The organism is Variovorax sp. F042, from assembly GCF_057814215.1.
Window position 1 is genome coordinate 929,363 of record NZ_JBVASX010000002.1, and the last position, 23,541, is coordinate 952,903.

The 23,541-nt window shown below is 64.2% G+C and carries 22 protein-coding genes; 8 read left to right on the forward strand and 14 right to left on the reverse strand.

Features of this window, described 5'->3' with window-relative positions; translation table 11 throughout:
* Nucleotides 1–441 precede the first annotated feature (441 nt).
* The 6 genes from ACZYSP_RS12770 to ACZYSP_RS12795 all read right to left on the reverse strand — a co-directional run bounded on the left by ACZYSP_RS12770 (nucleotide 442) and on the right by ACZYSP_RS12795 (nucleotide 4,054).
* Nucleotides 442–768: a hypothetical protein gene (locus ACZYSP_RS12770; RefSeq protein ID WP_489014477.1), complete on the reverse strand. Its 327-nt coding sequence runs from the start codon at nucleotides 766–768 to the stop codon at nucleotides 442–444.
* 28 nt (nucleotides 769–796) lie between these two features.
* On the reverse strand, nucleotides 797–1,648 hold the full coding sequence (locus tag ACZYSP_RS12775) for an aldo/keto reductase (protein WP_489014479.1): 852 nt from the start codon (nucleotides 1,646–1,648) through the stop codon (nucleotides 797–799).
* A 14-nt stretch (nucleotides 1,649–1,662) separates the two neighbouring features.
* A complete protein-coding gene (locus tag ACZYSP_RS12780) occupies nucleotides 1,663–2,460 on the reverse strand; it encodes a (R)-mandelonitrile lyase (RefSeq protein ID WP_489014481.1) in 798 nt (265 codons plus the stop codon).
* A 143-nt stretch (nucleotides 2,461–2,603) separates the two neighbouring features.
* Entirely contained in the window at nucleotides 2,604–2,993 is a 390-nt protein-coding gene (locus ACZYSP_RS12785; RefSeq protein ID WP_093048029.1) for a VOC family protein, read from the reverse strand.
* An 11-nt stretch (nucleotides 2,994–3,004) separates the two neighbouring features.
* Nucleotides 3,005–3,457: a helix-turn-helix domain-containing protein gene (locus tag ACZYSP_RS12790; protein ID WP_489014483.1), complete on the reverse strand. Its 453-nt coding sequence runs from the start codon at nucleotides 3,455–3,457 to the stop codon at nucleotides 3,005–3,007.
* A 51-nt stretch (nucleotides 3,458–3,508) separates the two neighbouring features.
* Nucleotides 3,509–4,054, reverse strand: coding sequence for a DUF2867 domain-containing protein (locus ACZYSP_RS12795; RefSeq protein WP_093082678.1), 546 nt, complete (start codon nucleotides 4,052–4,054; stop codon nucleotides 3,509–3,511).
* A 320-nt stretch (nucleotides 4,055–4,374) separates the two neighbouring features.
* Here ACZYSP_RS12795 and ACZYSP_RS12800 point away from each other — a divergent pair, with 320 nt between their 5' ends.
* Nucleotides 4,375–4,728 carry a nuclear transport factor 2 family protein gene (locus ACZYSP_RS12800; RefSeq protein WP_489014485.1) on the forward strand — a complete coding sequence of 118 codons (354 nt, stop codon included), beginning with the start codon at nucleotides 4,375–4,377 and terminating at the stop codon, nucleotides 4,726–4,728.
* A 43-nt stretch (nucleotides 4,729–4,771) separates the two neighbouring features.
* Here ACZYSP_RS12800 and ACZYSP_RS12805 read toward each other — a convergent pair whose 3' ends face one another.
* Entirely contained in the window at nucleotides 4,772–5,698 is a 927-nt protein-coding gene (locus tag ACZYSP_RS12805; RefSeq protein ID WP_489014487.1) for a LysR family transcriptional regulator, read from the reverse strand.
* A 180-nt stretch (nucleotides 5,699–5,878) separates the two neighbouring features.
* Between ACZYSP_RS12805 and ACZYSP_RS12810 the strand changes: the two genes are divergently transcribed.
* Complete coding sequence (locus ACZYSP_RS12810; RefSeq protein WP_256217021.1) at nucleotides 5,879–7,297, forward strand: MFS transporter; 1,419 nt, start codon at nucleotides 5,879–5,881, stop codon at nucleotides 7,295–7,297.
* Here the strand turns inward: ACZYSP_RS12810 and ACZYSP_RS12815 are convergent.
* Complete coding sequence (locus ACZYSP_RS12815; protein ID WP_489014490.1) at nucleotides 7,290–8,777, reverse strand: HD domain-containing phosphohydrolase; 1,488 nt, start codon at nucleotides 8,775–8,777, stop codon at nucleotides 7,290–7,292. The two genes, ACZYSP_RS12810 and ACZYSP_RS12815, sit on opposite strands and share 8 nt — an antisense overlap.
* A 173-nt stretch (nucleotides 8,778–8,950) precedes the next feature.
* On the opposite strand from ACZYSP_RS12815, the gene ACZYSP_RS12820 reads away from it, so the two are divergent.
* Entirely contained in the window at nucleotides 8,951–9,538 is a 588-nt protein-coding gene (locus ACZYSP_RS12820; RefSeq protein ID WP_354339431.1) for a DUF308 domain-containing protein, read from the forward strand.
* Between the two features lie 60 nt (nucleotides 9,539–9,598).
* Nucleotides 9,599–10,177, forward strand: coding sequence for a dihydrofolate reductase family protein (locus ACZYSP_RS12825; RefSeq protein ID WP_354339432.1), 579 nt, complete (start codon nucleotides 9,599–9,601; stop codon nucleotides 10,175–10,177).
* Here ACZYSP_RS12825 and ACZYSP_RS12830 read toward each other — a convergent pair.
* Nucleotides 10,152–10,598, reverse strand: a complete 447-nt coding sequence (locus ACZYSP_RS12830; RefSeq protein WP_354339433.1) for a MerR family transcriptional regulator — start codon at nucleotides 10,596–10,598, stop codon at nucleotides 10,152–10,154. The genes ACZYSP_RS12825 and ACZYSP_RS12830 overlap by 26 nt on opposite strands.
* Before the next feature lie 79 nt (nucleotides 10,599–10,677).
* Here ACZYSP_RS12830 and ACZYSP_RS12835 point away from each other — a divergent pair, with 79 nt between their 5' ends.
* Nucleotides 10,678–11,949 (forward strand): NADH:flavin oxidoreductase/NADH oxidase family protein, encoded by a 1,272-nt coding sequence (locus tag ACZYSP_RS12835; protein ID WP_256217022.1) that lies wholly within the window; start codon nucleotides 10,678–10,680, stop codon nucleotides 11,947–11,949.
* Here ACZYSP_RS12835 and ACZYSP_RS12840 read toward each other — a convergent pair.
* Entirely contained in the window at nucleotides 11,873–12,145 is a 273-nt protein-coding gene (locus ACZYSP_RS12840) for a hypothetical protein (protein ID WP_489014538.1), read from the reverse strand. The genes ACZYSP_RS12835 and ACZYSP_RS12840 overlap by 77 nt on opposite strands.
* On the opposite strand from ACZYSP_RS12840, the gene ACZYSP_RS12845 reads away from it, so the two are divergent.
* Nucleotides 12,106–12,564: a LysR substrate-binding domain-containing protein gene (locus ACZYSP_RS12845; protein WP_489014493.1), complete on the forward strand. Its 459-nt coding sequence runs from the start codon at nucleotides 12,106–12,108 to the stop codon at nucleotides 12,562–12,564. The genes ACZYSP_RS12840 and ACZYSP_RS12845 overlap by 40 nt on opposite strands.
* On the opposite strand, the gene ACZYSP_RS12850 is transcribed toward ACZYSP_RS12845, so the two are convergent.
* Nucleotides 12,512–14,374 (reverse strand): tannase/feruloyl esterase family alpha/beta hydrolase, encoded by a 1,863-nt coding sequence (locus ACZYSP_RS12850; RefSeq protein WP_489014495.1) that lies wholly within the window; start codon nucleotides 14,372–14,374, stop codon nucleotides 12,512–12,514. The two genes, ACZYSP_RS12845 and ACZYSP_RS12850, sit on opposite strands and share 53 nt — an antisense overlap.
* 608 nt (nucleotides 14,375–14,982) lie before the next feature.
* Between ACZYSP_RS12850 and ACZYSP_RS12855 the strand changes: the two genes are divergently transcribed.
* On the forward strand, nucleotides 14,983–15,900 hold the full coding sequence (locus ACZYSP_RS12855) for an amino acid ABC transporter substrate-binding protein (RefSeq protein ID WP_489014497.1): 918 nt from the start codon (nucleotides 14,983–14,985) through the stop codon (nucleotides 15,898–15,900).
* A 16-nt stretch (nucleotides 15,901–15,916) separates the two neighbouring features.
* Complete coding sequence (gspD, locus tag ACZYSP_RS12860) at nucleotides 15,917–18,442, forward strand: type II secretion system secretin GspD (protein ID WP_354339438.1); 2,526 nt, start codon at nucleotides 15,917–15,919, stop codon at nucleotides 18,440–18,442.
* Nucleotides 18,443–18,594: 152 nt separating this feature from the next.
* Here gspD and ACZYSP_RS12865 read toward each other — a convergent pair whose 3' ends face one another.
* From ACZYSP_RS12865 to ACZYSP_RS12875, 3 genes are all read right to left on the reverse strand, one after another.
* The gene (locus ACZYSP_RS12865) at nucleotides 18,595–18,996 is read right to left on the reverse strand and encodes a hypothetical protein (RefSeq protein ID WP_489014499.1); all 402 of its coding nucleotides are present in this window, start codon (nucleotides 18,994–18,996) and stop codon (nucleotides 18,595–18,597) included.
* A gap of 37 nt (nucleotides 18,997–19,033) precedes the next feature.
* A complete protein-coding gene (locus tag ACZYSP_RS12870; RefSeq protein WP_489014501.1) occupies nucleotides 19,034–21,373 on the reverse strand; it encodes a discoidin domain-containing protein in 2,340 nt (779 codons plus the stop codon).
* Between the two features lie 457 nt (nucleotides 21,374–21,830).
* Complete coding sequence (locus ACZYSP_RS12875; RefSeq protein WP_354339441.1) at nucleotides 21,831–23,051, reverse strand: hypothetical protein; 1,221 nt, start codon at nucleotides 23,049–23,051, stop codon at nucleotides 21,831–21,833.
* Nucleotides 23,052–23,541 lie beyond the last annotated feature (490 nt).

Below are 23,541 nucleotides of genomic sequence, written 5' to 3' on the forward strand. Positions count from 1 at the left end.
CACGCCGTCGGACGACGGCCTCGATGAAGCAGGACACCGACGACATACAACTCGCCAGACAGGACAGGAAGGACCGTCAACAACGTCTGCACCCCGATCACCCTGATCGCGGGTTTGCTGTCTGAAATGCTCATACAGCACCTTAGGAAGTCATATTCGTCGCGGACCCGCCTCTCACGCGGTTGAAGAGCGCCGAAACGGCATCGGTCGCGACCTTCGAGTCGAACGGCCCGGTGTCCGGAACCACCTGCCTGACGTATTGGTTCAACGCCTCAGGATCTCGCGAGAACTGCGCGTCCGCGAAGAAATCGGCCAGCGGCCCAAACGGAACATGTTGAACCAGCGCTGGTCGTCCGGTGCCGCGCTGATGGTCGTGCCTACCGTGCTTCGCGCCGCACCGCCGCGCCGGGGCTGGTCGACCAGGTAGACCGGGAAGCGGCGTCACAGGAAGATGGTCTGGTAGCCCTCCCGGCCATCGGTGGTGGTCTCCCACGTCTTGCCGAACTGCCCGAAGCCATGCCACATCACGAGCAGAAGCTTGCGGGCGTCGAGCGGCACCTGATAGAAGACACGCGCATGGTCGCCGTGCAAAGTCTGGCCCTCTGCGCCGGGGCTGCGGATCACCGTGCCGCCGACGGCGAAGCTGCCCTGTTCCTTGATCATCAGCGCAGCCGGCTGCGCGTTTCTGTCATCGGCCGCATGGGCGGGCACGGCGGGCACCACGCAGGTCGCGAGCGCCAGTGCAGCGGCAATGAGTACGCCAGTCACTGGCGAATTGTTCTGCCTGGAATGCATCTCAGACGCCGAGCCGCCGTTCGCTCATCCACTTGACGATTGCCGGATCGCGATGCGAGAAGAAGCTGCTCGTGCCGGTTTCGAGTTCTGCGATGCGGAGCATGTCCGAGTCGTCCAGCTGGAAGTCAAAGATGTTCAGGTTCTCCGCCATCCGCTCCTTGCGCACCGACTTGGCGAGCACCACGATGCCGCGCTGAACAAGCCAGCGCAGCACGACCTGCCCGACCGACTTGCCGTACTTTCCACCGATGTCCAGCAAGGCCTCGTTGCCGAACAGGTTGTTGCGGCCCTCGGCGAACGGTGCCCACGCCTCGGCTTGCACTCCGTTGTGGTGCATGAACGTCGCGCTGTCGGTCTGCTGATGGAAGGGATTCACTTCCACCTGGTTCACCGCGGGCGCCACTTCGTTGAAAACCTTGATGTCCATCAGCCGGTCGGGATGGAAGTTGCTCAGGCCGATAGCGCGGAGCTTGCCGGCCTTGTGGGCTGCTTCCATCGCCCTCCACGATCCGTGAACGTCGCCGAAGGGCTGATGGATCAGGTACAGATCGAGGTAGTCGAGCTGGAGGCGGCGCAGCGACTTGTCGATGGCCAGCAGGGTGCGCTCGTAGCCGTTGTCCTCGACCCAGAGCTTCGTCGTAACGAACAGCTGGTCTCGCGCCACGCCGCTGCGGCGCAGCCCCTTGCCGACAGCCTCTTCGTTCATGTACGAAGCTGCCGTGTCGATCAAGCGATAGCCGGCCTCGATGGCATTGACCACGCTTTGCTCGCACTGCGCCGGGTCGGCAATCTGGAAGACGCCGAAGCCGAGGATCGGCATCCGCACGCCATTGTTCAAAGTCACGTATTGCATATCGAGTTCTTTCATCAAGGCCGCGTCGCGAACACTTCGCGGGCAACGCCGGTTGCCGTCACCGCGTTGGGCCAACCGGCATAGAAGGCGAGGTGCGTCAGTGCCTCGGCCAGCTCGTCTTTGGACAAACCGTTGTCGAGCGCGCGGGACATGTGCGAGCGCAACTGGTCGGGCCGATTCATTGCGATGAGCGCGCTCACGGTAATCAGGCCCCGGTCGCGCGGCGAAAGACCCGACCGCGCCCACACGTCGCCGAACAGCACGTCGTCGGTGAGCTGTGCCAGCTTCGGAGCGACGTCGCCAAGCAGGCGCTGGGCCTGCGACGGCCCGGCGGCCGCGGCAGCCTGCGACGCGCCGTACTGCGCATCGCTGACCTGCTCCAGCCAATCCACCGCCTTGCCATCGAGAGCTTCCGTGATGGCGATGTGCGTCATCGCGCTGGTGGGAGCGGCCCCATGCCAATGCTTCATGCCCGGCGGAATGTGCACGACGTCGCCTGCCTTGATCTCTTCGATCGGGCCGCCGAGGCGCTGCACGCGGCCAACGCCGGCGGTGACGATCAAGGTCTGCCCCAGCGGATGTGTGTGCCACGCAGTGCGCGCACCGGCGGCGAAGCTCACCGAGCCGGCGGACGTGCGCTCAGGCCCGGCCGGCGTGTAGAGCATCTCGACACGCACGCTGCCTGTGAAATTCTGTGCAGGCGCACTGTTTGCCGTGCGTGTGCCGGCCCGGGAAATCTGCAACTCGGGCTCGGCGGCTGCCACGGGCGGCAACATCGAGAGGGCCAGCGCGGCTGCGGCGAAATGCTTCATCGGGTTCTCCCAGGTTGGCTGCGCGGACGCAATATCCACGCAGTCTAGGAGCCGCACCCACACCCGAATAGACGGCAAACGCTTGTTGGATTGACAAGCCGGAACGGACAATCGGCGCTACCGCGCCCGGCTTCAAGCCAGCTTCATTTCTTGCGATGCTGGTAGATCTGGATCAGGTTGCCGCACGTATCCGCGAAGATCGCAAGCCTGACCGCCCCGCTGTCCATCGGGTCCATGGTGAAGCGCACGCCGTGCTCCTTCAGGCGCTTCACGTCTGCCTCGAGGTTGTCGCTCTCGAAGGCCGTCGATGGGATCCCCTGGCTCATCAACGCCTGCTGGTACGCGAGGGCCGCGGGGTTGGCATTGGGTTCCAGAGAAAGCTCCGTGTCGCCGCCCTCAGGAGACCGTACCGAGAGCCACTTGTATGCCCCGAGCGGGATCTCCTGGCTCTTCACGAAGCCGAGGACCTGCGTGTAGAAGGCCAGGGCCTTGTCCTGGTCGTCGACGAAGATGCTCGTGAGGTTGATGCGCATGATGAATGGGATCAGTGAGGTGTGAGGCCACCATCCTGCCCGACATGGCCCGGCACGACTTCGCCGAAATTGAGGTCGCCCGCATGGGCCTGGTTCATCAGCGCGATGCACCCTGCAGGCGCAACGATGAGCTTGGCCGTCCGACGGTATGCCCGCGGAGGCACACCGAAGCGCCTGCTGAACAGGCGCGAAAAGCTCCCCGGGTTCTCGAAGCCCAGCGCCAGGCCGATCTGCGTGGCGGGCTCGTCAGTGGCAAGGAGCATTTCGCGCGCGCGGTCCAGGCGTGCGCGCGTCCGGCATTGCAAGGGCGTCTCGCCGAAGAGCGCGCTGAACTGGGTGATGAAATGCGAAGTCGACAAGCCAGCCTCTTGCGCCAGATGCGCCACGCTTGCCGGCGGCTCCAGTTCGAACTGGAGGCGATGGCGGGCATCGCACATTCGTTTCAGAAGGTCGGGCGAGATCATGGCGGGTGGCGGCGCGTGATGCCCTGCATTGTCGTTGCGGCTGGCACGCCTCTACCTTGCGGCTGCCTTGGGCCAACCGATATGTGCGGCGCGACGAAGACTGGCTTTCACAACCTGGCGATGAAAAGGAGCGATAACCAATATGTAGGCTCGGCCCAGGAGGTTGTGGCAGTGGACGACGGTTGAGACAGTCAGTTGGCCACCGAGCGTTGGAGACAAGTCGGGGGTGTGGAGTACCGACAGTCTGAAATCGAGGTGCTTGTCGTCCTCGCCCAAGACGATCTCGGTTTCGCTTTTGGCATAGACCTTGAAGATGCCAATGCGGTCGGCGTTGGCTTCGCTGGAGAGAGTCGCGAGGTGCTTGGCGGTCTTCAGACCAAAGCACGCAACGATTGCATCCCGGGCGTTGGTGAGCCATCCGATCCAGGATGGCTGCTGCGAAATAAGGAATCGCCACAGGACATCTGGATCGCTGGAGGTGCCAAAGGGAAGTTGAACCGCAAATGCGTCCGCGAGATTCGTTGATTCATAAATAGTAGCGACGGCAGACTGCCTGGGGAGAGCAACCGGCTTTACTAGTGTGAGTTCGCTTGGCATGAATGGCGCTCCTAGGCCTAACGGATGACATGAGGGGCGGGCGACGGAGGGCGAAGCCAGATGCTGCACGTCTCCCTCGCTGGAAGGGATGGAGACGTGACAGGGTTTGAACGCATACGTTGATGAGCGTGACGAAACCTGTGTTCTCGGCAATCGTAGTCATTGGAAGACTCCAGCGTCTCAAAGAGAAATCGCTCCCGACCCTCGCATCTTATGCGTGGCAGGTCGCACTGGACTCCATAGTGGGCACAAGTGGAAAAGCTCGGCCTCCTGCCCGTCGCGGCATTCGCGGCGGCGACTGTGGAAGCTACAGTGCTCTCATGACCGACACAAGCATGCTCCCTCCTGACCTGCAAGCCGCCATGCGTGCACGAGACGAAGCCTTCTATACCGTCGATTCGGCGCAGTGGGGCAAGTACACCGCAAGCGACTTCACGACTGTCCAGCAGAACGGCCAGTTCATGTCTCGGGCCGAACGTATCGGCAACCTTCAAACGCAGAAGCAGCGGCCCTGTGTCCCACGCGAACGCGAGCAACACGAACAGCAAGGAGACCTTGTAGTCACTCGCTTTTTCAGCGGCGGGCTATGGGTAGTGGAAGTCTGGAAGCGCATCGACGGTGCATGGGCCACCGTGATGACTCAAGCCACCACGGCGACTTCCACCACGCCCTGACCCACCGTTCATGGAGTGTCCGGTTCTGGCCGGGAGCACGAACTCACGTCGCTCCTGTTTGCTCATTCAGCGGCCGGCAAACCTCCAGCACCACTGCGCGAAGCCACCGATGCGCGGGGTCCCGGTCAAGACGCGGATGCCACATCTGCGACACGGTGATCTGCTCCGTGGGCATCGGCAGCGGGAACGAGCGCAGCGTGCCCCGCGCCCTCAAGTGTTCGAAGTACGAAGACGGTATCAGTGCCACCAGGTCAGTCGCAGCCGCTATCGACAAGGCAGTGCTGAAGCTGGGCACGACGACTGCGGTATTGCGCACCAGGCCCATCGCTGCGAGAGCGTCATCCACCGGCCCCACAGTCCGGCCGTGGCGTGAAGTGACCACGTGGTCGCAGGCTGCGTAGCGTTCGGCAGTGATCCCGGGTTCGGCGAGCAGGGGATGGCCCTCGCGCACCGCAGCGACAAAGCGGTCGCGGTAGAGCGCCTGAACGCGCACCTCCGGGCCCGCCTCGCCGAGAACGCCGACATCCAGATCGATCAATCCCTCGCGCAGGGGACGAACGTCCTTGTCGGGCTTGGGCGCGAAGCGCAGGCGAACGCCGGGCGCTTCGTGCGCCGTGCGAGCCACGAGCCGATGCGCGAAGCCCTCGATGAAGCCGTCGTTGGCCCGTATGGTGAACAGTTGCTGGAGCGTGCGAGGGTCCATGCTCGCGCCGGCGGGCTGAAGCGCTGCGCGTGACTCTTGCACCAACTCCCTGACGCGGTCGCGCAGTGCCAGCGCATGCGGCGTGAGCACCATCGCGCGACCCGCGCGAACGAGCAACTCGTCCCCGGTCGATTCCCGCAATCGCGCGAGCGCCCGGCTCATGGCCGATTCGCTCAGACCCAGGCGCTCGGCAGCTTTCGCGACGCTGCCCTCGGAAAGAAGTGCGTTCAACGCAAACAGCAGGTTCAGGTCGGCATCTGTTGGCATGCCCGAAACCTAGCACGGCTGCGATGGTTTCGACAGGCGCCGCATGCAGGAACAAGCTGCGCGCCACGCGCTGGGCAAGCCGTGTGTGCAGTCCTAAGCTGGCTTGGCGCAATAGAGCGTGCCTCTCCCAGTTGCCCAATCATGTTGTCCTCCACGCTTCGACCGAACTCTTCTTCCACCATGGCCCGCACCGCCGAAACCCAGGAGGTGAACGCGGTGCATGACGCCGATGGCTTGCCTCTGCCGCGGCGCTTCGCAGCCGTCGCCGCGATCCTGGGCGCGGGCGTGCTGGTGGTGCTCGACGGCGCCATCGCCAACATCGCGCTGCCGGGCATCGCCCAGCAACTGCAGGCGACACCCGCCGATGCCGTCTGGATCATCACGGCCTACCAGCTGGCCGTGGTCATGTTCCTGTTGCCGGCTTCCGCTGTCGGGGAGCGGTTCGGGTATCGGCGCGTGTTCGCTGGCGGCGTCGCGCTGTTCACCGCGGCGTCGGTGTTGTGCGCGTTGGCTCCGTCGCTGCCATGGCTCGTGGCCGCGAGGTGCCTCCAGGGCCTGGGCAGTGCGGCCGTGATGCCTCTTGGGCTGGCGCTCTTGCGCTTTACCTATCCGCGTCGATTGCTGGCGCGCTCGATCGCCTGGAATGCGCTCGCCGTCGCGGCCGCTTCCGCGTCGGGGCCCACGCTTGGCGCTTTCATACTCTCCGCGGCAAGCTGGCCGTGGCTCTTTGCGGTGAATCTGCCGATCGGCCTGGTCGTGCTCGCCGCCTGTGCGGGGTTGCCGAGCCCGCCGCGCTCGGTGCGCCGCATCGACGTTTGGAGCATCGCGCTCAACGCGGTCATGTTCGCCTCCTTCGTGCTCGGGAGCGACCGGCTCGTGGTGCATCCGTTGCACGGCGGCGCGTTGCTCGTGTTGTCGGCCGCTTGCATGATCCTGCTGGTACGGCGCGAGAAGCCGAAGGCGGCGCCGTTGATCCCGCTCGACCTGCTGCGCGTGCATTCCTTTCGGGTCTCAGTCATTGCCTCCGTGTGCTGCTTCACCGGCCAGATGGCCAGCCTTGTCGCGCTGCCGTTCTACATCCAGCACGAGCTGGGCCAGAGCGCGGTGACCGCCGGCCTCTTGATGACCCCCTGGCCTCTGGCGGTGATGCTGGCCGCGCCGCTGTCGGCGCGCCTGGCCCAGCGCGTGCCGAGCGCATGGCTCTGCGCGGCTGGAAGCGCTTGTTTCGCGAGTGGGCTGGCGCTGTGTGCCTTGTGGCCGCTGCATGGCAGCAACCCGGCTTTGCCGATCGCCGTGTTCACGAGCCTCGCCGGCCTGGGCTTCGGCTTCTTCCAGACGCCCAACAACCAGAACATGCTGCTTTCAGCACCCAAGGAGCGCAGTGGCGCGGCCGGTGGCGCGCAGGGCACCGCCCGACTCACGGGGTTGACGCTCGGCAGCCTGTTGATGAGCCTGATGTTCGGGCTGCTGCCGTCCCACAGCGCAGTGCACTGGGGTCTGGCGGTGGCGGCCCTGGCTGCATTGGCCGGGAGCGTGGCGAGCTTGCTCAGGAGTCCCGCAAGGGCTGGGGTCACCCATGCCCGAGGTCTCGTCAGATAAGCCCTCTGGTCGCCGCCTTCAACGTCGCGGCCGCTCGCGTCGAACATTCGAGCTTGAGGAACAGACGCTCGACATGCGTTCGCACCGTGCGCGGACTGATGCCCAACGCACGAGCAACCTGCTTGGTGTTTTCGCCCCGGCTGATGCAGCGCAAAACCTCCAGTTCGCGCTCTGACAGAGACTGCTCGCCGCGCGCCGGCGCCACGGGTTTCGCGGGCGTATGCGTATACGTATGCGACAGAACACTGGCAAGCAAAGCGGCAACGACTTCCTGGTCGAAGCGGCCCGCCTCGGCCTCTTCCTTCATGCGATCGAGCGCCTCCGCTTCGGTGAACTCCGCTCGCCACGGACGGCGGGTTCGAAGAGAAACCCACTGCTCGGCTGCGGCAACGATCTGTCCCTCCTGCGGCATCGCCGCACCCGATCGGCCGCGGAAATAGCCGGAGCCATCGCGCCGTTCGAAGGCGAAGGATGCGATTTCTGCTTCGAGCGCGAGTCCGTCGATCTGTCCGGCGGCGCGGGAGGTCCAGTACGGCACGAGCCGCAGGCGTTCCAGTGACGAGGCCGGCAGCGGTTCGGGCGCGTTCCAGATTGCATTGGGCACCGACGCCCGCCCGATGCCGTGGATCAGTCCAGCCTTGTACGTGCGGCGGCACAAGGCCTCGTCCAGGCCGGCACGCGCGCTGCAATCGCGCGCCAGTTGGGCCACGCGACGCGAGTAACCCGTCATCCAGGGAAGCTTGAGATCGATCACGTCGCCCACGAGCTCCAGCCCGACCCGTCGAAGCATCGAAGCGGGCTGGTCGGCAGCGTCGGTCCACGGCGGGGCGGCGGAATCCAGCGCTTTCATCCACGTCGAGACCCACGGTGCGCTGGCGTCGACAAGAGCGCCGGGGTAGACGCTGTTCGCGCGTCCGCGGGCCAGCGCGAGCGCTTCGTCGAGCCCGTACAGGCGGCTGAAAATCTCGAGGTCGCTCGCCAGGGCCACGACGTACGTCGCAAGCGGCACGTCGTTGCCTTGCAGAAGGCCGGGCACGCCGCCGCCGTCGTAGGTCTCGAAGATGGCGCGCAGCGCAGCTTCGGTATCGGAACCCAGGCCCAGCGTGTTCGCGATGTCGCCGGCGATTTCGCAGTGAATGTTGGCCATGGCGAGCATGGCGTTGGGAATGGGCACGCTGCGGGACGGCTGCTGCGCCGTTCGCGGCTTCTGCGATGCAAGAAGGGCGCTTCGCCCTTGCACGTCGTCTTCCAGAAAGTCCGCGAACTCCTGGGCATTGGCAGTGCAACCCGACCAGCGCAGCAGCGCGACGTGCCGGGCGGCCTCGACCTGCGATGGGTCGCAGCGGGCCTGCGTCGCGATCATGCCGGCGAGCCACGCAGTGCGCAGCGAATGGTCGGTCGGCTGGCCCATGCTCAGGTCGCCGATGAAAGCAAGCGCGCGGACTGCGTCGAAAACGGCAATGGTCGTGTCGTCGGACATGAAATGGCTGGGGCAAAAGCCCAGCATCGCACAGTCGCTCTTTTTCGGGGCCTGTCGGTCATTCGACCGATACCGCGCATGGTGCCGCCGAAACAGAATCTCCTGCACCTGCCCCGCTCAAGGGGCTGCGACCTTCCTTCCTACCCGATCTCGCGGTCTTCACCGCCAATGCCATGTCCAACACCAACCAGTCCCCTCTTCAGCGAGCCGCGTGGCTGCGCAAGCTCTACTTCACTCGCGCCGCTTTTTCCTTCGCGTGGGTCGCGCTGGCGTTCACCGCAGCCAAGGGGTTGCCCGCACTCGCAAGCGGCCTGCTGATCGTCTACCCCGCATGGGATGCGCTGGCAAACCTGCTGGACGCCAGGATGACGGGGGGCGCAAAGGCCAACCCCACGCAGGTCCTGAATGCCTGGATGAGCGGGCTGGTCACGGTTGCCGTGGTGGTTTCGCTCGTGCTCAAGCTGCAGATCATCTTGGTGATCTTCGGGGTGTGGGCCATCGTTGCGGGGCTGCTTCAGCTGGCGACGGCCATTCGTCGCCGCAAGAGCGATCGGGGGCAGTGGGTGATGATGCTGAGCGGGGCGCAGTCTGCGCTGGCCGGGGGATTTTTTGTGGTGCAGCAAGGCAGTGCGGCGCCCGTTGTGCAGACCTTTGGCGGTTATGCGGCGGTCGGGGCTGTGTACTTTCTGATTTCCGGACTTGTCATCCTGTTTCGGCAGTCCAGAGCCAAGGCCGGCGCGTTGGCTCCCGAGAAGGCTTGATGCCGGCCTTCCACCCATACGTGCGGATGGGTACTATCGGCCCCAAGCAAGGAGACCCGAATGAGAAAGCTCAAGATCATGGAGCACGTGTCGCTGGACGGCGTGATCCAGTCCTCCGGCGAAGACGACTTTCCCTACGCTGACTGGACCGCGCCCTATCGGACGCCCGAGGGCCGGGATGAAGTCTTCGCCGCGCACGGCGGGCGCTTCGATCTGCTGCTCGGTCGTCGCACCTACGACATGTGGTCGGGCTTCTGGCCAAAGGCACCGAGCAGCCCGATGGCAGACGGCTTGAATGCGGCCACCAAATATGTCGTTACCCACCGTCCGGACAGTCTTGAGTGGGGCCCGTTCGAGGGCCTTGGACCGGACATCGTCGAGGGCATTCAACGCATCAAGTCGCAAGCTGGCCCGGACCTTGTCCTCTGGGGCAGCTCCACGCTGACATCGACGGTGCTCGAACATGGGCTTGCAGATGAAGCCATGCTGATCGTCTATCCGGTCCTGCTGGGCACTGGAAAGCGCCTCTTTGCGGAGGGAACGCCACCGCGCTCCTTCGAGCTCGTCAGCACGAAAGCAATGCCGTCCGGAATCATCCTCAGTGCTTACAGGTTCAACGGGCCTCTGAAGACCGGATAGTCAGGCGCCGCGACATCGGCGCCGGTTTCGCCGACATCTCCTTTGCCAGCGCCACCGCATCGACACAATCACCCGCAGCCCAGCTGCTGCGCAGCGTTTCCCGAAGATCACGAAGCTCGCGGCGCTGCGACCTCAGCGTCGACATGAGCCCGTCGATCTCGGCGAGCCGAACGTCGAGGTTGCGCATCAACTCGTCCTTCCTGAATCCTTCGGCGCTTGCGAAGACGCCCCCAAGCGTGTCGAGCGAGAAGCCGAGCGATTGCGCGACCTGGATCAGCCTGAGCCGTTCGATCGCATCGTTCGAGTAGCTCCGGTAGCCGTTGCTGCCACGCTGTGCCGCCGGCAGCAGGCCACTCTTTTCATAGAACCGGATGGCGGACGGGGCCACGCCCGTTGCCGCGGCAAGTTCACCGATCTTCATGGCGCTTGACCTTCAAGTTGACTTCAAACTTAGCATCACCCGCATTCTTCTCTTCGTGAGTACGGAAGGCCAGCGCAACGTGAACAGTCCCCTCTTCTCCAGCTTGACCCTGCCCAACGGCAGCGTCGTTCCCAACCGCATCGCCAAGGCGGCCATGGAAGAGAACATGGCGGCCGTCGGGCAGTTGCCCGGGCCCGCGATCTTCGAGCTTTACAGGGCGTGGGCAAGTGGCGGCACCGGCCTGATCATCACCGGCAACGTGATGATCGACGGGCGGGCGCTGACGGGGCCTGGCGGGATCGTGCTCGACGCCGGAACGGCCATCGAGCCGTTCATCGAGTGGTCGAGGGTCGCGCGCAGCCGCGGTGCGCAAGCGTGGATGCAGATCAACCATCCAGGCCGGCAGGTGCGCGCCAACATGGGCGAAGAAGCGTGGGCGCCGTCTGCGGTTGCGCTCGATCTTGGCAAGCACAGCAAGCTGTTCGCCATGCCGAAAGCAATGAGCGAGGCCGAGATCGCCGAGATCATCACCCGCTTTGCCGACACTGCGACGGCGGCAGAACGCGCGGGCTTCACCGGCGTTGAAATCCACGCGGCGCACGGCTACCTGATCTCGCAGTTCCTGTCGCCATTGACCAACCGGCGCGACGACCGTTGGGGCGGAAGCCTCGCCAACCGTGTGCGATTGCTGCTCGAGGTCGTGAAAGCGGTCCGAACGCGTGTCTCGCCGGGGTTCTGTGTCGCGGTGAAACTCAATTCGGCCGACTTCCAGCGGGGCGGGTTCTCGGAAGACGATGCGCGGCAAGTCATTCTCTGGCTGAACGAGTTGCCAGTCGATCTGGTCGAGTTGTCCGGCGGCAGCTACGAAAGCCCTGCAATGCAAGGCGCCACCGCCGACGGCCGCACGCTGGCCCGCGAGGCGTACTTTCTCGAGTTCGCATCGAAGCTCGCGGCCGTGGCGAAGATGCCGCTGATGACGACGGGTGGCATCCGGAGCATGGCGGTGGCAGAGAAGGTCATCGCAGGCGGCGTGGCCATTGCCGGCATGGCCACCGCGCTCGCACTCGTGCCCGATCTGCCCGCACAGTGGCTGGCAGGCAAGCACCCGACGGGCGACACCACCCCTGTGCGCTGGAAGGACAAGACCATGGCCGCACTCGCATCGATGGCAATGGTCAAGCGCCGGCTCTGGGCGCTTGGTGAAGGGCGATCGAATCGGCGGGCCTATTCGCCGCTGGTCAGCACGGTCTTGATGCTTGCAAGAACGCAGCGGCTCACGCGCCGCTACCGGCAATGGCGAGGCGAGACAAGAACAAGTCGACCTGGCTTTCGTCCGTTGCCCATGAGGTGACCAGGCGGATCACGGAGTGGCCGTCGCCCGCCCTTCCCCACACATAGAACGCGAAGTCTTTCTGCAACGCAGCGATCACCGGGTCCGGCAGGATGGGGAACACCTGGTTGGTCTCGGTATCCGCAGCCAGTGCGTGGCCCGCCGAGGTGATGCCGGATGCGAGCTTTGCCGCCATGGCATTGGCGTGCTGCGCCATCGAAAGACCTTGAGGGCCACGAATGCCTGGCATTCGTGGGCACTCGCTCGCCGTCGACCGATTGGCAGTTCCTGCGCGATGGCCGTGAAATCGCCATCCCGGCGAGCGGCAGACTGCAGGCGAACAACGCCAACGCCCTGCTCGCCGCCGCGCTTGTGGAAGCTGCGTCTGCCGGCCTGGGTGTGGCTCTCAGTCCGCTCGTGCTAGCGGCTGACGATGTGGAACGAGGAAGTCTCTCGGCACCTGCCGGCTTTGACCCTGACGGCAGTCACCATGGGTTGATATGGCTGGGATCCACTCGCAGAGTGGCTGCAAGCGCAGTTCAGTCGCCTGACTCCACACCACGAGTTCTGACAGTGGCCGCAACTACGAGCAGGTGTAGCTCGCCGCTGAGCCGATGTCTCCACTGGTGTAGGTGATTTTCTTCGGGTACACGCAGATGGGACGGGTTTTCGTCGGGGCACCGCCAAGGGTCTGCAGGGTCAGGGCATCCGGAGCGGTGCCTTTTTCCACCCACGCCGTCAGTGCGTCGTAGAACTGGGTCGGCGTGAAGTAGGGAACTTCCGCTGTCGGGTTGGACGTTCCGTTCGGATCGCCATGGCCGGCACCTGGCACCAGATAGAGTCGATAGAAGCCTTGGACATCGCTCAACCCGCCGTTCCTGGCTACCACGCTGTTGTAGTAGTTGACCGTCCCCTGCGCCATGATGAGCTCGTCGGCCAAACCATGCCAGGTCAGCATCTTGCCGCCGCGATTCTTGAACGCGGAGAGGTCCGGGTTGTCCGTGTTGATGTTTCCGAACTGCGGCTGCAGCGTCACGCCGCGGTCGTAGGCATTGCTCAACTGCGCGTAGCTCAGTTGCTTCCAAAGCGATTGGCCGTTGCCGGTCGCATTCACGAACGAAGGGTCGCCGATGGTCGAGTTCTGCAACTCGAGCGCCACCTGATCAGACGCGATGGGGAATGCACCGTTCGGGCTGGTCAGGCCGTTCAGACCAAAAGAAGCGAACATGGCGCCATACAGCGAAGTGCCGCGGCTCTGTCCGTACCAGCGCTGGTTTGCGGAGCCAAGCAGCGTGGAGGACGAAGCCGCAGACCAGCCGTTGTCGGTCGCCGGCGACGGTGCCGAGCCGTCGGCGGTCATGCCGTACCAGACCTTGTTGATGGCCGTGGCTTGTGCTTTCGTGACGCACGCGCTCGTGCCGTTCGTTCCACCGTCGGATGTGCAGAGAACCGTGAGATCTGTCGTCGGGTCGTACGTACAAGACGCGGGGTCGAGCACATAGCCCAGGTGCTGGCCGGCCACCACATCGCATGCGGCAATGGCAGCGTTGGAAACCAGATCCTGCTGAGCCTGGGTCGGTGCAACACCACCCAGGTCACGCTGGAAGACGATCTGCGGATACAGCTCCGCGGTGATGAACCTCGTCCAGTTGATCGCAGGATAGTTGGCGACGATGCCGTCGAAGTCGGTGGGATTGTTCTGCGCCAGGTTCAGGCCTTGGCGTCCCCCTGTCGAGCCCCCGTCCCAGTAGGCGTACTTGGCCGGCGTTCCGTAGTAGGCCGCTGCCAGCGCTTTCGTCTTGATGGCCTGTTCATGAATGCCTCTGCTGGCAAAGTCGGTCCACAACGTCTTGTTGATGGTGCCATCCGGGTTCATTGCGAACGACCCGCCCGCGAGCGAGGAATGCCCGGTATCCGTGGTCGATGAGACAGCGCCTTCCTTGCCGGCCACGTTGGCCGCGTCGCTGCTCGCAATCGCTGCCGCACTGCCGGCGACACCCCCTTGCCAACCACCGCCTCCCAACGCATGAATGCGCGAATTCCAGGCTGCTTTCGATGGCAGCCAGATCTCGATGCCGATGCCGGGCGACGTTGAAGGGGCGCCTTCGGGTCCAGGGTTTCCAGGCCCCACATTGAGCTTGACCATGCAGACGTCGTTGGCAGCCACCGGCGTTGTCGCCGTCGCCGCGCCACCCAGGACGAGGGCGTCTCCCTTCTTGAATGACTTGACCGCAACAACACTGGTGCTGGCGTCAGGCTTGAAATTGGCCTTGAGCGTGTCATCACATGTCAGCGCCGCAGGGCCTGACGGGGGCGGCACCGTGGCGACAGGGGGATTGCCGAATCCGATGAAAGGAAGTGTGTTGTTGTTGCCGCCGCCACCGCACCCACTGGCGAGAACGGCTGCAACGATTGCGGAAACTGCCAAAGGCTGATGAGTTTTCATGTGTCTCCTTCAAGTTAGGGCCAGCTGCAAGAAAGTGCATTTTTTTGCCCGCCTTCAAATGCAACATGAACTATTAGGCAGCTTTCACAAACTTCGCTTGTACGGGTTATCCCGCTGTCAGGGAATACGCCGTGCAGTGGCTGTGAGTGAAGTGGCTCAACAAAGCAGTCTGGATTCGGCCTTTTTCGTCATCAGCGTTTAGAAATATAGTGCACATCGTTATCGGCAATGCCCTTGCGCTGGCAGGACACGACTACGTTCCGACCTACTGGAACGTGAGCGTCTTTGACCCGATGGGCGAGTTGTCGCAAGTCCAGGACAAAGCTGGAACGACCATGGCTCCCTCGAGCGCCGGCAGAACGTGGCGATTGCCTCGAAAAACGAGCGTTTGAATTCCATTTTTCATGCCAATGGAAGGCACACGTTTCAGTAAACAATCAGCGCGCAAGGTTACCGAATGACACATGGGGTCCGCATCGCTCGCAAGAACCGAATCTCTTGCGAGCGATGCCGGGCGGTGGGTGCGAACGCGACCCCCGAGGGTCGGCGAGACAGCAACGGCGTGTGATCGACATCGAAATTCAAACCGCCGTTGGCGTAGTACCCCCATGTTCCCTTTTCCCCTGCGGCTGCTGCATGCCGCAATGATTCCCCTGGTCTCCGTGCTGATGGCGCTGGCGGCACTGCCGGCGCAGGCCGCCGACACGATGAGCAAGATCCGCGAAACGCACACGATCGTGCTCGGCGTGCGCGAAGCCGTGCCGCCCTTTTCGTTCGTCAATGCACAGAAGCAGCCGGTCGGCTATTCGATCGATCTGTGCCTGCACGCGGTCGAGGAGATCAAGCGCGAACTCAAGCTTCCCGACATCAAGGTCCAGTACAAGCTCGTGGCCGGTCCGGAGCGCATTCCGAAGCTGCTCGCCGGCGAAATCGACCTCGAGTGCGGCTCGACCACCAACACGATGGCGCGCCAGGACAAGGTGGACTTCAGCTACACCTTCTTCGTCGCCGGGATGCGCGTGCTGACGAACAAGAGCCTTCACGTGGAGACGGTAAAGGACTTGAAGAACATGCCGATCGCGCTGGCCAAGGGTTCGACCTCGGAGAAGCTTTTCAAGCAACTGGGCGACGGCGAGCTGCGCGACGCGAAGTTCACCACATACGACAACAACGGCGAGGCCTACAAAGCCCTGAAGGAAGGCAAGGTGCAAGCGTTTGCGCAGGATGATTCGCTGCTGCAGGGCCTCGTGTCGAACGACAAGGGGATCGATACGCTCAGCCTGAGCAGGCTTGCGCTGTCGGTCGAACCGTACGCAGTGATGGTGCGCAAGGGCGACACCGCGTTGCTCGCGGCGGTCGACCGGAGCCTCTCGCAGCTGTACGCCAGCGGCGAGATCAATGCGCTCTATGACAAGTGGTTCAGCACCCAGACGCTCACCATCAAGATGGGACGCCTGACACGCGACAGCTTCGTCCGGCCGAACAAGCAACCCGGCGTCGCGATGGTGCTCGGTCATTCGATCTGAGACAAACCGCCCGCCAGTGAAAGACCTCGGCGCACGGGGCGCTCTCCGGTTCCGCCTTCGGGCCGTGTGCCTGGGCCTGCTTGCAGCCGGCGCGGTCGACACCGCCTGCGCGCAGAACGCGATCAAGGCGGTCGCAAGCGCCATGCAACAGGGTGTGGAGGTGATCCAGATCGACCTGGCACGACCGCTCGCCGCCGTGCCCAGCAGTTTTTCGGTCGCGAGCCCCGCGCGCATCGCACTGGACTTCCTTGGCGCCACCAACGATGTCGGGCGCGCGGCCATCGAAGTGAATCAACCCAACCTGCGCTCGATCAATGTGGTGCAGGCCGGCGAGCGCAGCCGGGTGGTGTTGAATCTCCGGCAGCCGGTGCCGTACACGGCAGAGCTGCAAGGCAATTCGGTGCGGGTCACGCTTCAGGCGGTTGCCGTTGTCGAGCCACGGACGGTGGAGACGCCCGCGCCGGCCGAGGCCGCGGCAGCGCCTGTTGTTCGCAGCAGTCCGATCACGCTCAATTTCTCCAACGCCGACATCGAGGCCGTGGCGCGCACCATGGCGGTGGTGACCGGGCGCAATGTGGTGGTCGATCCGCGCGTGAAGGGCACGATGGACCTCGTGACCGACCGCGCCGTGCAGCCGGCCGCCGCCTTCAACCAGTTCGCCGCGGCGCTGCGCCTGCAGGGCTTTGCGGTGGTGGAGGCCGACGGCCTCTACAAGGTGGTGCTCGAAGCCAACGCCAAGCTGCAGAGCGTCGCCGTGAACACCTCCATCGGTGCCGTGCCAGCGTCGGCAAGCAACCAGGTCGTCACCCAGATCTTCAGGCTCAACCACGAGTCGCCCAACGCCCTGATGCCGGTGCTGCGTCCGCTGATTCCGCCGAACAACACCATCAACGTGAACCCGGGCAGCAACTCGCTCGTGATCACCGACTACGCCGACAACATGCGGCGGCTCGCACGCATCATCGCGGCACTCGATGTGCCGAATGCCTCCGATGTCGAGGTCATCCAGCTGAAGCACTCGATCGCCACCGACCTGATTCCGCTGGTGCAGCGGCTCATCGATGGCGGTGCGTCGGGCGCACCGAGCGTCAGCGAAGCGCCGGGTGGCGCCGATGCATCGTTTCGCACCACGCTGCTGGCCGACGCGCGCAGCAACTCGGTGCTCATGCGCGCGGCCAATCCGGCGCGCGCGCAACTCGTGCGCACGCTGATCGAGAAGCTCGACCGCCCGCCTGCCGAAAGCAGCAATGGCGCTGCCGGCAACATCTATGTGGTCTACCTGAAGAACGCCGAAGCGGTGCGCCTGGCGGCCACGCTGCGCGCCGCGATGGCGGCGAACCGGCCATCGGGCACCACGGGCGCGGGTGCGGCTGACGGCAGCAGCGCCGTGCCACAGCAGGCCACGCAGAACAGCACGGGCGGCCAAAGCGGCTCGCCAGCCGCCAACCAGCCCTCCACCGGCGGCCAGATCCAGGCCGACCCGACGACCAACTCACTGATCATCACCGCCCCCGAGTCCCAGTACCGCCAGATGCGCGCCGTCATCGACAAGCTCGATGGCCGACGCGCACAGGTCATGATCGAGGCGCTGATCGTGGAGGTCAGCGCCAGCAAGGCCGCCAACTTCGGCGTGCAGTGGCAAAGCGCGCTGGGCAACAACGGGGTCATCGGCACCAACTCCAGCCTGAACAAGACCAACATCCTGGCGCTGACCCAGGCGCTGGCCACCCGCAATGCCGCCGGGCTGGCCTCCTCGATCCAGCCGGGGCTGAACCTGGGCATCGCCGGCAAGATCGGCGGCCAGTACATCCTGGGCGCGATCGCCAACTTCTTCAACAGCGATGGCGATGCCAACGTGCTCTCCACGCCCAACCTGCTGACGCTGGACAACGAAGAGGCCAGGATCATCATCGGCCAGAACGTGCCCTTCCCTACGGGCTCGTATGCCAGCACCTCGGGCTCGGTGGGCGTGAACCCGTTCACCACCGTGGAGCGCAAGGACGTGGGCCTGACCTTGCGCGTGCGCCCCACCATCAACGAGAACGGCACGGTGCGCATGACGATCTTCCAGGAGACCTCCACGGTCGACCAGAACTCGCTGACCAACGTGAACGGCCCGACCACCAACAAGCGCTCGATCGAGTCGAGCGTGCTGGTGGAGGACGGCGGCCTGGTGATGCTGGGCGGGCTGCTGTCGGACACCTACAACAACAACATCGAGAAGGTGCCGCTGGCCGGGGACATCCCGGTGCTGGGGAACCTGTTCAAGAACGAGAACCGCACGCGCACCAAGAGCAACCTGATGATGTTCCTGCGCCCGGCGGTGATGCGCGATGGCGCCTCGACCGAGGCCTTCGCCTACGACCGCTACGACGAGATCCGCGGCCAGCAGCTGCAGACGCAGCCCAACACCGACAACATCATGCTGCGCGGGGTGAACGCCGCGCCGGTGCTGCCCGATACGCGCAAGCTTGCGCCCGGCTCCCCGCGCGGTGCGCTGCCGCCGACGGCCGATCCGGTCAGCGCACGGGAGCTTCCGTAGGGCAGCAAGCGGAGGTGTTCAGTGCCATTGAAGGCCGGCACAAGATCGCCAACTGGAAGGGCGGCAAGAACAAGCAGTCGAGCGCTGCGTCGATATGTGAAGCACCCCGCACGGTCTTGCGCATGAGCGATGCGGGGATGAAGCGACGGGGTTCAGTTGCTGTAGAACGCACCCCGGCCGGTGCCGCTCACGTAGATGCGTCCATAGATGTTCTGATCTGCCGCCATCACGCCGATGCCGCCGAACTTCACGCTCTTCCAGGAGGTGCCCTGGGCGGGTGCGGGTTCAAGCGCAGGTGCAGGTGCAGGTGCAGGTGCAGGTGCGATTGCGGGTGTGCCTGCAATGAGTGCTTCTGTCGAAGTGCCCGACGACCCACCGCTACAAGCCGCGACCCATGTGCTCAGCAGGCCGATCGCTATGAGCCGCGCGCAATTCCAGTTACGGGGGAACGTCGATGAAACTGGAGACGATCTGCCAATGGACACCTCACTCATTTTTCTTGAAATCTGTGGCATTTTTTGGCGTATTGCTTGGAGCTGGAAGAGATGTGCCATGGGCGTGCCCGTCCATCGCGCATCGGGTTCACTACGGCTACTTGGAAACGAACAGCCCCAGTTCGGAAAGATCTGTGAGGGTGCTGTCGCCGTTGTTGGCTGTGATGTTGAGCCGGTAGTAGCGATAGGAGGCCGGATTCGCGATCGCATAGGTCTTCAGTTCCAGGCGGTAGTCAAACACCTGGTCGTTTTGCGTGTCCAGCGTGGTCCAGGTGACGCCGTCGTTGGAGGCCTGGAACTGCCAGTCCTTCGGATCGCGCGGGACCGGGTTGGTGGTGCTGGTGATCGCATAGCGCCGGACGCGCTCCGTATGGCCGAGGTCGTACTGCAGCCAGCCGGTCGTGCCCACGTAGAGCCATTGCGACAGCGAGTTCCGGTCGAAGGCGCGTTTCGCTTGGGTCGCATTGCCCGCGCTGTCGCTTGCGGTGCCGCCGGTGGCAACGTTCACCATCGGACGGGCCGGCGTGGCGCTGTCCATGGGAGAACGGCCGCTCGTTCCGGCGGAGTTGCTCGCCGTGACGGTGTAGTAGTAGGTGGTGCCATTGACCACGGAGGTGTCCGTATAGCTGCTGCCCGTGACGCCCGACGCGACGGTCTCGTAGGGTCCGCCGCTGAACTCGGAGCGGCCGACCGTGTATCCGTTGGCGCCGAAGGACGCCTGCCAGCGCAACGGGACGGTGCCATCGCCCGGCGAGGCCAGCAGCATGGCGGGCGCCGCCGGGATGACGCTCGGCGCACCACCGTCGCCGCCGGTGATCTGCACGTTGCTGAAGACGCTGTTGTTTAGCTGGCTGGTGACCGACGAGACCACCAATCCGACATAGACCGTGTCGGGAACGGGGGCGTTGATGCGGCCGACATCGGTGGCGGCCCAATTGGTGCCATCGGGAGAAACGTAGCCGGTGATGATGTTCCCGATGCGCTCGAGCTTCACCCAGTAAGTGGGCCCGGAGCTCGCAACCTTGTTCGCGTAGTTCGAGCCGCCATACACCGCCAGCTTCGTCATGTTCTGTAAGGCTTCACCTTTGTAATTTATCGCCATCCAGGCGCGCGGAGCGTCTGGATCCAGGCTTGTGCGCATCATCACGCCCGCCATTGCGGACGGGTGGGTGTTCTGGAGCGACTCGACTTTCGCGATGATGGCGCTGTTGCCGGTGAGGGCCTTGTAGGTGAAGTGGGAACTGTCGAGTGCGCCCCAGATACCCCGGCCTGCCCCAGCCACGTTCCACTTGCCGTCGGCGTATGTGGCCGTGCCGGCCGGGCTGGCGCCCCCGATGTCGGCATTGCTGAATCCCGAGGTGATCGAGGCGGTCGAAGGAATGGGCAGCGCCGGCGGCGGTGTCGCCTTCGACGTGTCGGCGTCCTTGAGGAACATGAAGCTGCTGCCGTCCACCGGCATCCGGAGGCGCCTCTGCGCGATGAAGGGGGCCTGGAGACCCTTGCGCAGGACGTAGGCGCCATAGATCTGGGTCAGCGCCACGCTCCCGCCATTGGCGCCGTCCCAGCCGTGCCCGGTGACGTCGGTGAGGTAGTAGCGATCGGTGGTGCCGAAAGGAAGCGCTGCCGTGGGCACGCGCTCGTTCACCCTCGCGAAATACTCACCCGCCGCCAGCAGGCGGTTGTCGAAATCGGAATAGATGTCGATGCCTTGGCTCCAGAGCGCCTCGGCGAGCATGGTCAGCGACTTGAGCTGCCCATAGGCATGCCCCTGGTCGCGCAGCGAGTCGCCGAGCATGCCGATGTCGTTGGAATTTCGCAGCCCGATGTGGGCCAGCGTGCGGGCCTGGTAGACGACCTTGTCCAATGCCTCGATGTCGTCGTTGTAGATCGCCATCAGCCCAAGCGCGGTGAGGGACAGTGCGCCCTTGTTGGCGGCGCCGAACGAGCTTTCGCCGTAGGGGTTCGCCGCCGGCATCAGGACGTCCTTGAAGTACTTCTTCACCGTCGCCGTGTCGGACTCCTTCCAGCCCGGCCATGTGGCGCGCAGGATTTCCGCGCCGCCCACGAACTGGAGCGCGTAGTCGCCCAGGTCGAGCATCGACTCGCGACCCGAGAACTCGGTCTGGGTGGTGGCCCACCCAAGCAGAAACTTGCGCGCGTTCTCCGCGTATCGCTCGTCACGGGTGAAGTACCACATCAGCGAGAGATTCGAGATCGCGACCATGTCGTTGCGCCAGGCCCAGAGATTCTCGTCAGGGGCGCGGCTCACTTTCGCGAACGGGCCATGCCCTCCGTAGCTGAGCCTGGACATGGGACTGCCCGCCACTTGCTCGAAGCCGGACGCCCATGGCTCCCTGCCCTGATCGACGTACGCCTTGAGCGTCGCGAGATCCGAGAGGGTGACCCCAACACCGGGGTGCTTGATGACGCGGGCCACCGGGGTGTCTCCCGGGGCGGCGGGGACTTCGGGGGTGACTCCCGTGGTGGCGGGAGTCTCCGGTGTGCCTCCCGCGACAGCTGGGACCTCTGGGGTGCCCCCTGCGACAACAGGGACCGTAGCGCCTGCCTGGAAATTTTCCGAATCTCCGCCCCCGCAACCCGGGAGCACGACCGCGCTCAACACGAGCAACGCAGCAGCAAAATCAGTTTTGTCAAACATGGGAGCCGTTGGTTAATGCGCTGAAAAGTCGCGGAGCCCGGCACGGGCCGCCAGCTTTCCTGGAGGCGCTGATTTCATTGATAAGCCTGCGATCCGCCTGGAAGGCCTTTCGGCTCGCGAGGCTGACTGATCCTGGTGTTCATCCTGGAAGAGGATGTAGAACCGGGGCGCCTTCCACATACATGGTGGTCGAATACGTCGCCGTCGGATCAAGTGCGATTCCGGCGTCCGATCGCTACTTCAAGGCCGCACCGCCTCGCGCGAGGTACTGGCCCGAAAGGCGGGCGAATTGGCCACCATCGGTGGTGATGGAGGTCTGGTGGCTACCTCCTGGGCTGAAGACGATCGCGAACGTGTGCGTGTCGCCGTACTCCTGGGTATTGCGCAGCATGTAGTCGACGTGGTTGTCGCGGTAGTGCTGGTCAGTGCCGCCGGGCGTGTCGGACGGCACGCCCATCGGCGTTTGCCACCACAGGATCGGCAGGCCATTGCCCAGTGCGGCACGGTAGTCCGAAATCTGCTTCTGGGAGTCGTGGAAGTTCGGACTGGTCTTGTTGCTTGCGTCCCAGTAGAACGTTCCGGTTCGGCCCCTGCATTCGTCGGGCGGCGAGTCAGCTTCCCAGCAGCCCGCGTCGCGGTCGCTGGTCTGGGCGACGATGAAGTCCGCCTTGTCTGCCCCGACCACGCGCATCTGCGCGCCGATCTCGGCAGCGGTGCCGCTCCAGAAGGAGGGCGGGAATCCCACCAGCGCCTTGGGCGCGATCTGCCTGCCCATCTGCACGAGGCATTGGCCGAGGCCCGCGGCGGTGTTCGGCAGCCCAGCGCATTCCGGCTGGTTGTTCACGACGGCCGGAATTTGCGTCGCGTCGTGGTCGGGCCTCTTCGACGCAAGGAATCCCCAGAAGTCCGGCTCCAGGTTGATCAGAACGGGCCCGCGCAGGTCCGCAATGAGCTGGTACATCAGCCGCGTCTGCCCCCAGTATTTGTTCATGAAGGCCGCGTCGTTGATGCCGCTTAGATCGCCCTGCATCTGGTAGAGCGTGAACATCGGAATCGCGCCGTAGGCCTGCTTGGCCTGCGCGGTGTATGTGAGGTACGCGCCGTCGGGACTGTTCCAGGTAGGCCAGGCGCCTGCGCCAGTGCCTACCAGGTAGGTGTCCACGATGTCCGGGTGAATGTCCTGTTTCTTCATCTCGTCGATGGAACCGGAGCCGAGCCCGAACAGCACCCGGGCGGGCTTGCCGAGCCTGGTCACCAGTGCTGTGGTCGCTGCGACGGGCGAAGTGCCCCCATCTATGCCGCCCCCTGTGCCGCTCGCGCCGCCTGTGCCACCGCCACTTTGGCCGGTGCCATTGCTGCCTTGACTGCCACCGCCCAGACCGGACAGGCCGGCCAGGCCACTGCCCTGGTTGCCGCCACCCCCACCGCCGCAGCCAGACAGGAGCACCAAAAGCATCAGTGCGGAAACGCATCCTCGGGGGAACATCATCATGGGAATGTTTTTTTGAGATTGAAGAGAACCAGCCGCCGCACGCGTTGCGTACTTCGCATGCGGGGGAATACTTTCGTCGTGCATGGCCAGCATGTATGTCGCAGGCTCGGGCCCGGATGCACTCGCCGACCACGCCATGAGGCGCACGATTCATGCCTCAGACCCCGCCGGAGGAGAACGCGCCAATTGATCCCGGAAAGTGACGCGGAGCGTCGCTTCGGATTAACCGTGTGACAAGTTATGGCCAGCTCTTAAGTGGAGTCCGACAAAAAAGGAAATACCGGCGCATCAGGCCTAACATCAACCAACACTTGTGCATTACAAGGCGCTCCATTCACGATGCAGCGATCGACGGAGTAGAGCAACCAAGACTTCATCTCTTGCTTTTTGAATGCGTCGAAAATCGAGATTCACTCATTCATTTTTCATAGGAATGGCGTTGTTCTCTCACGCG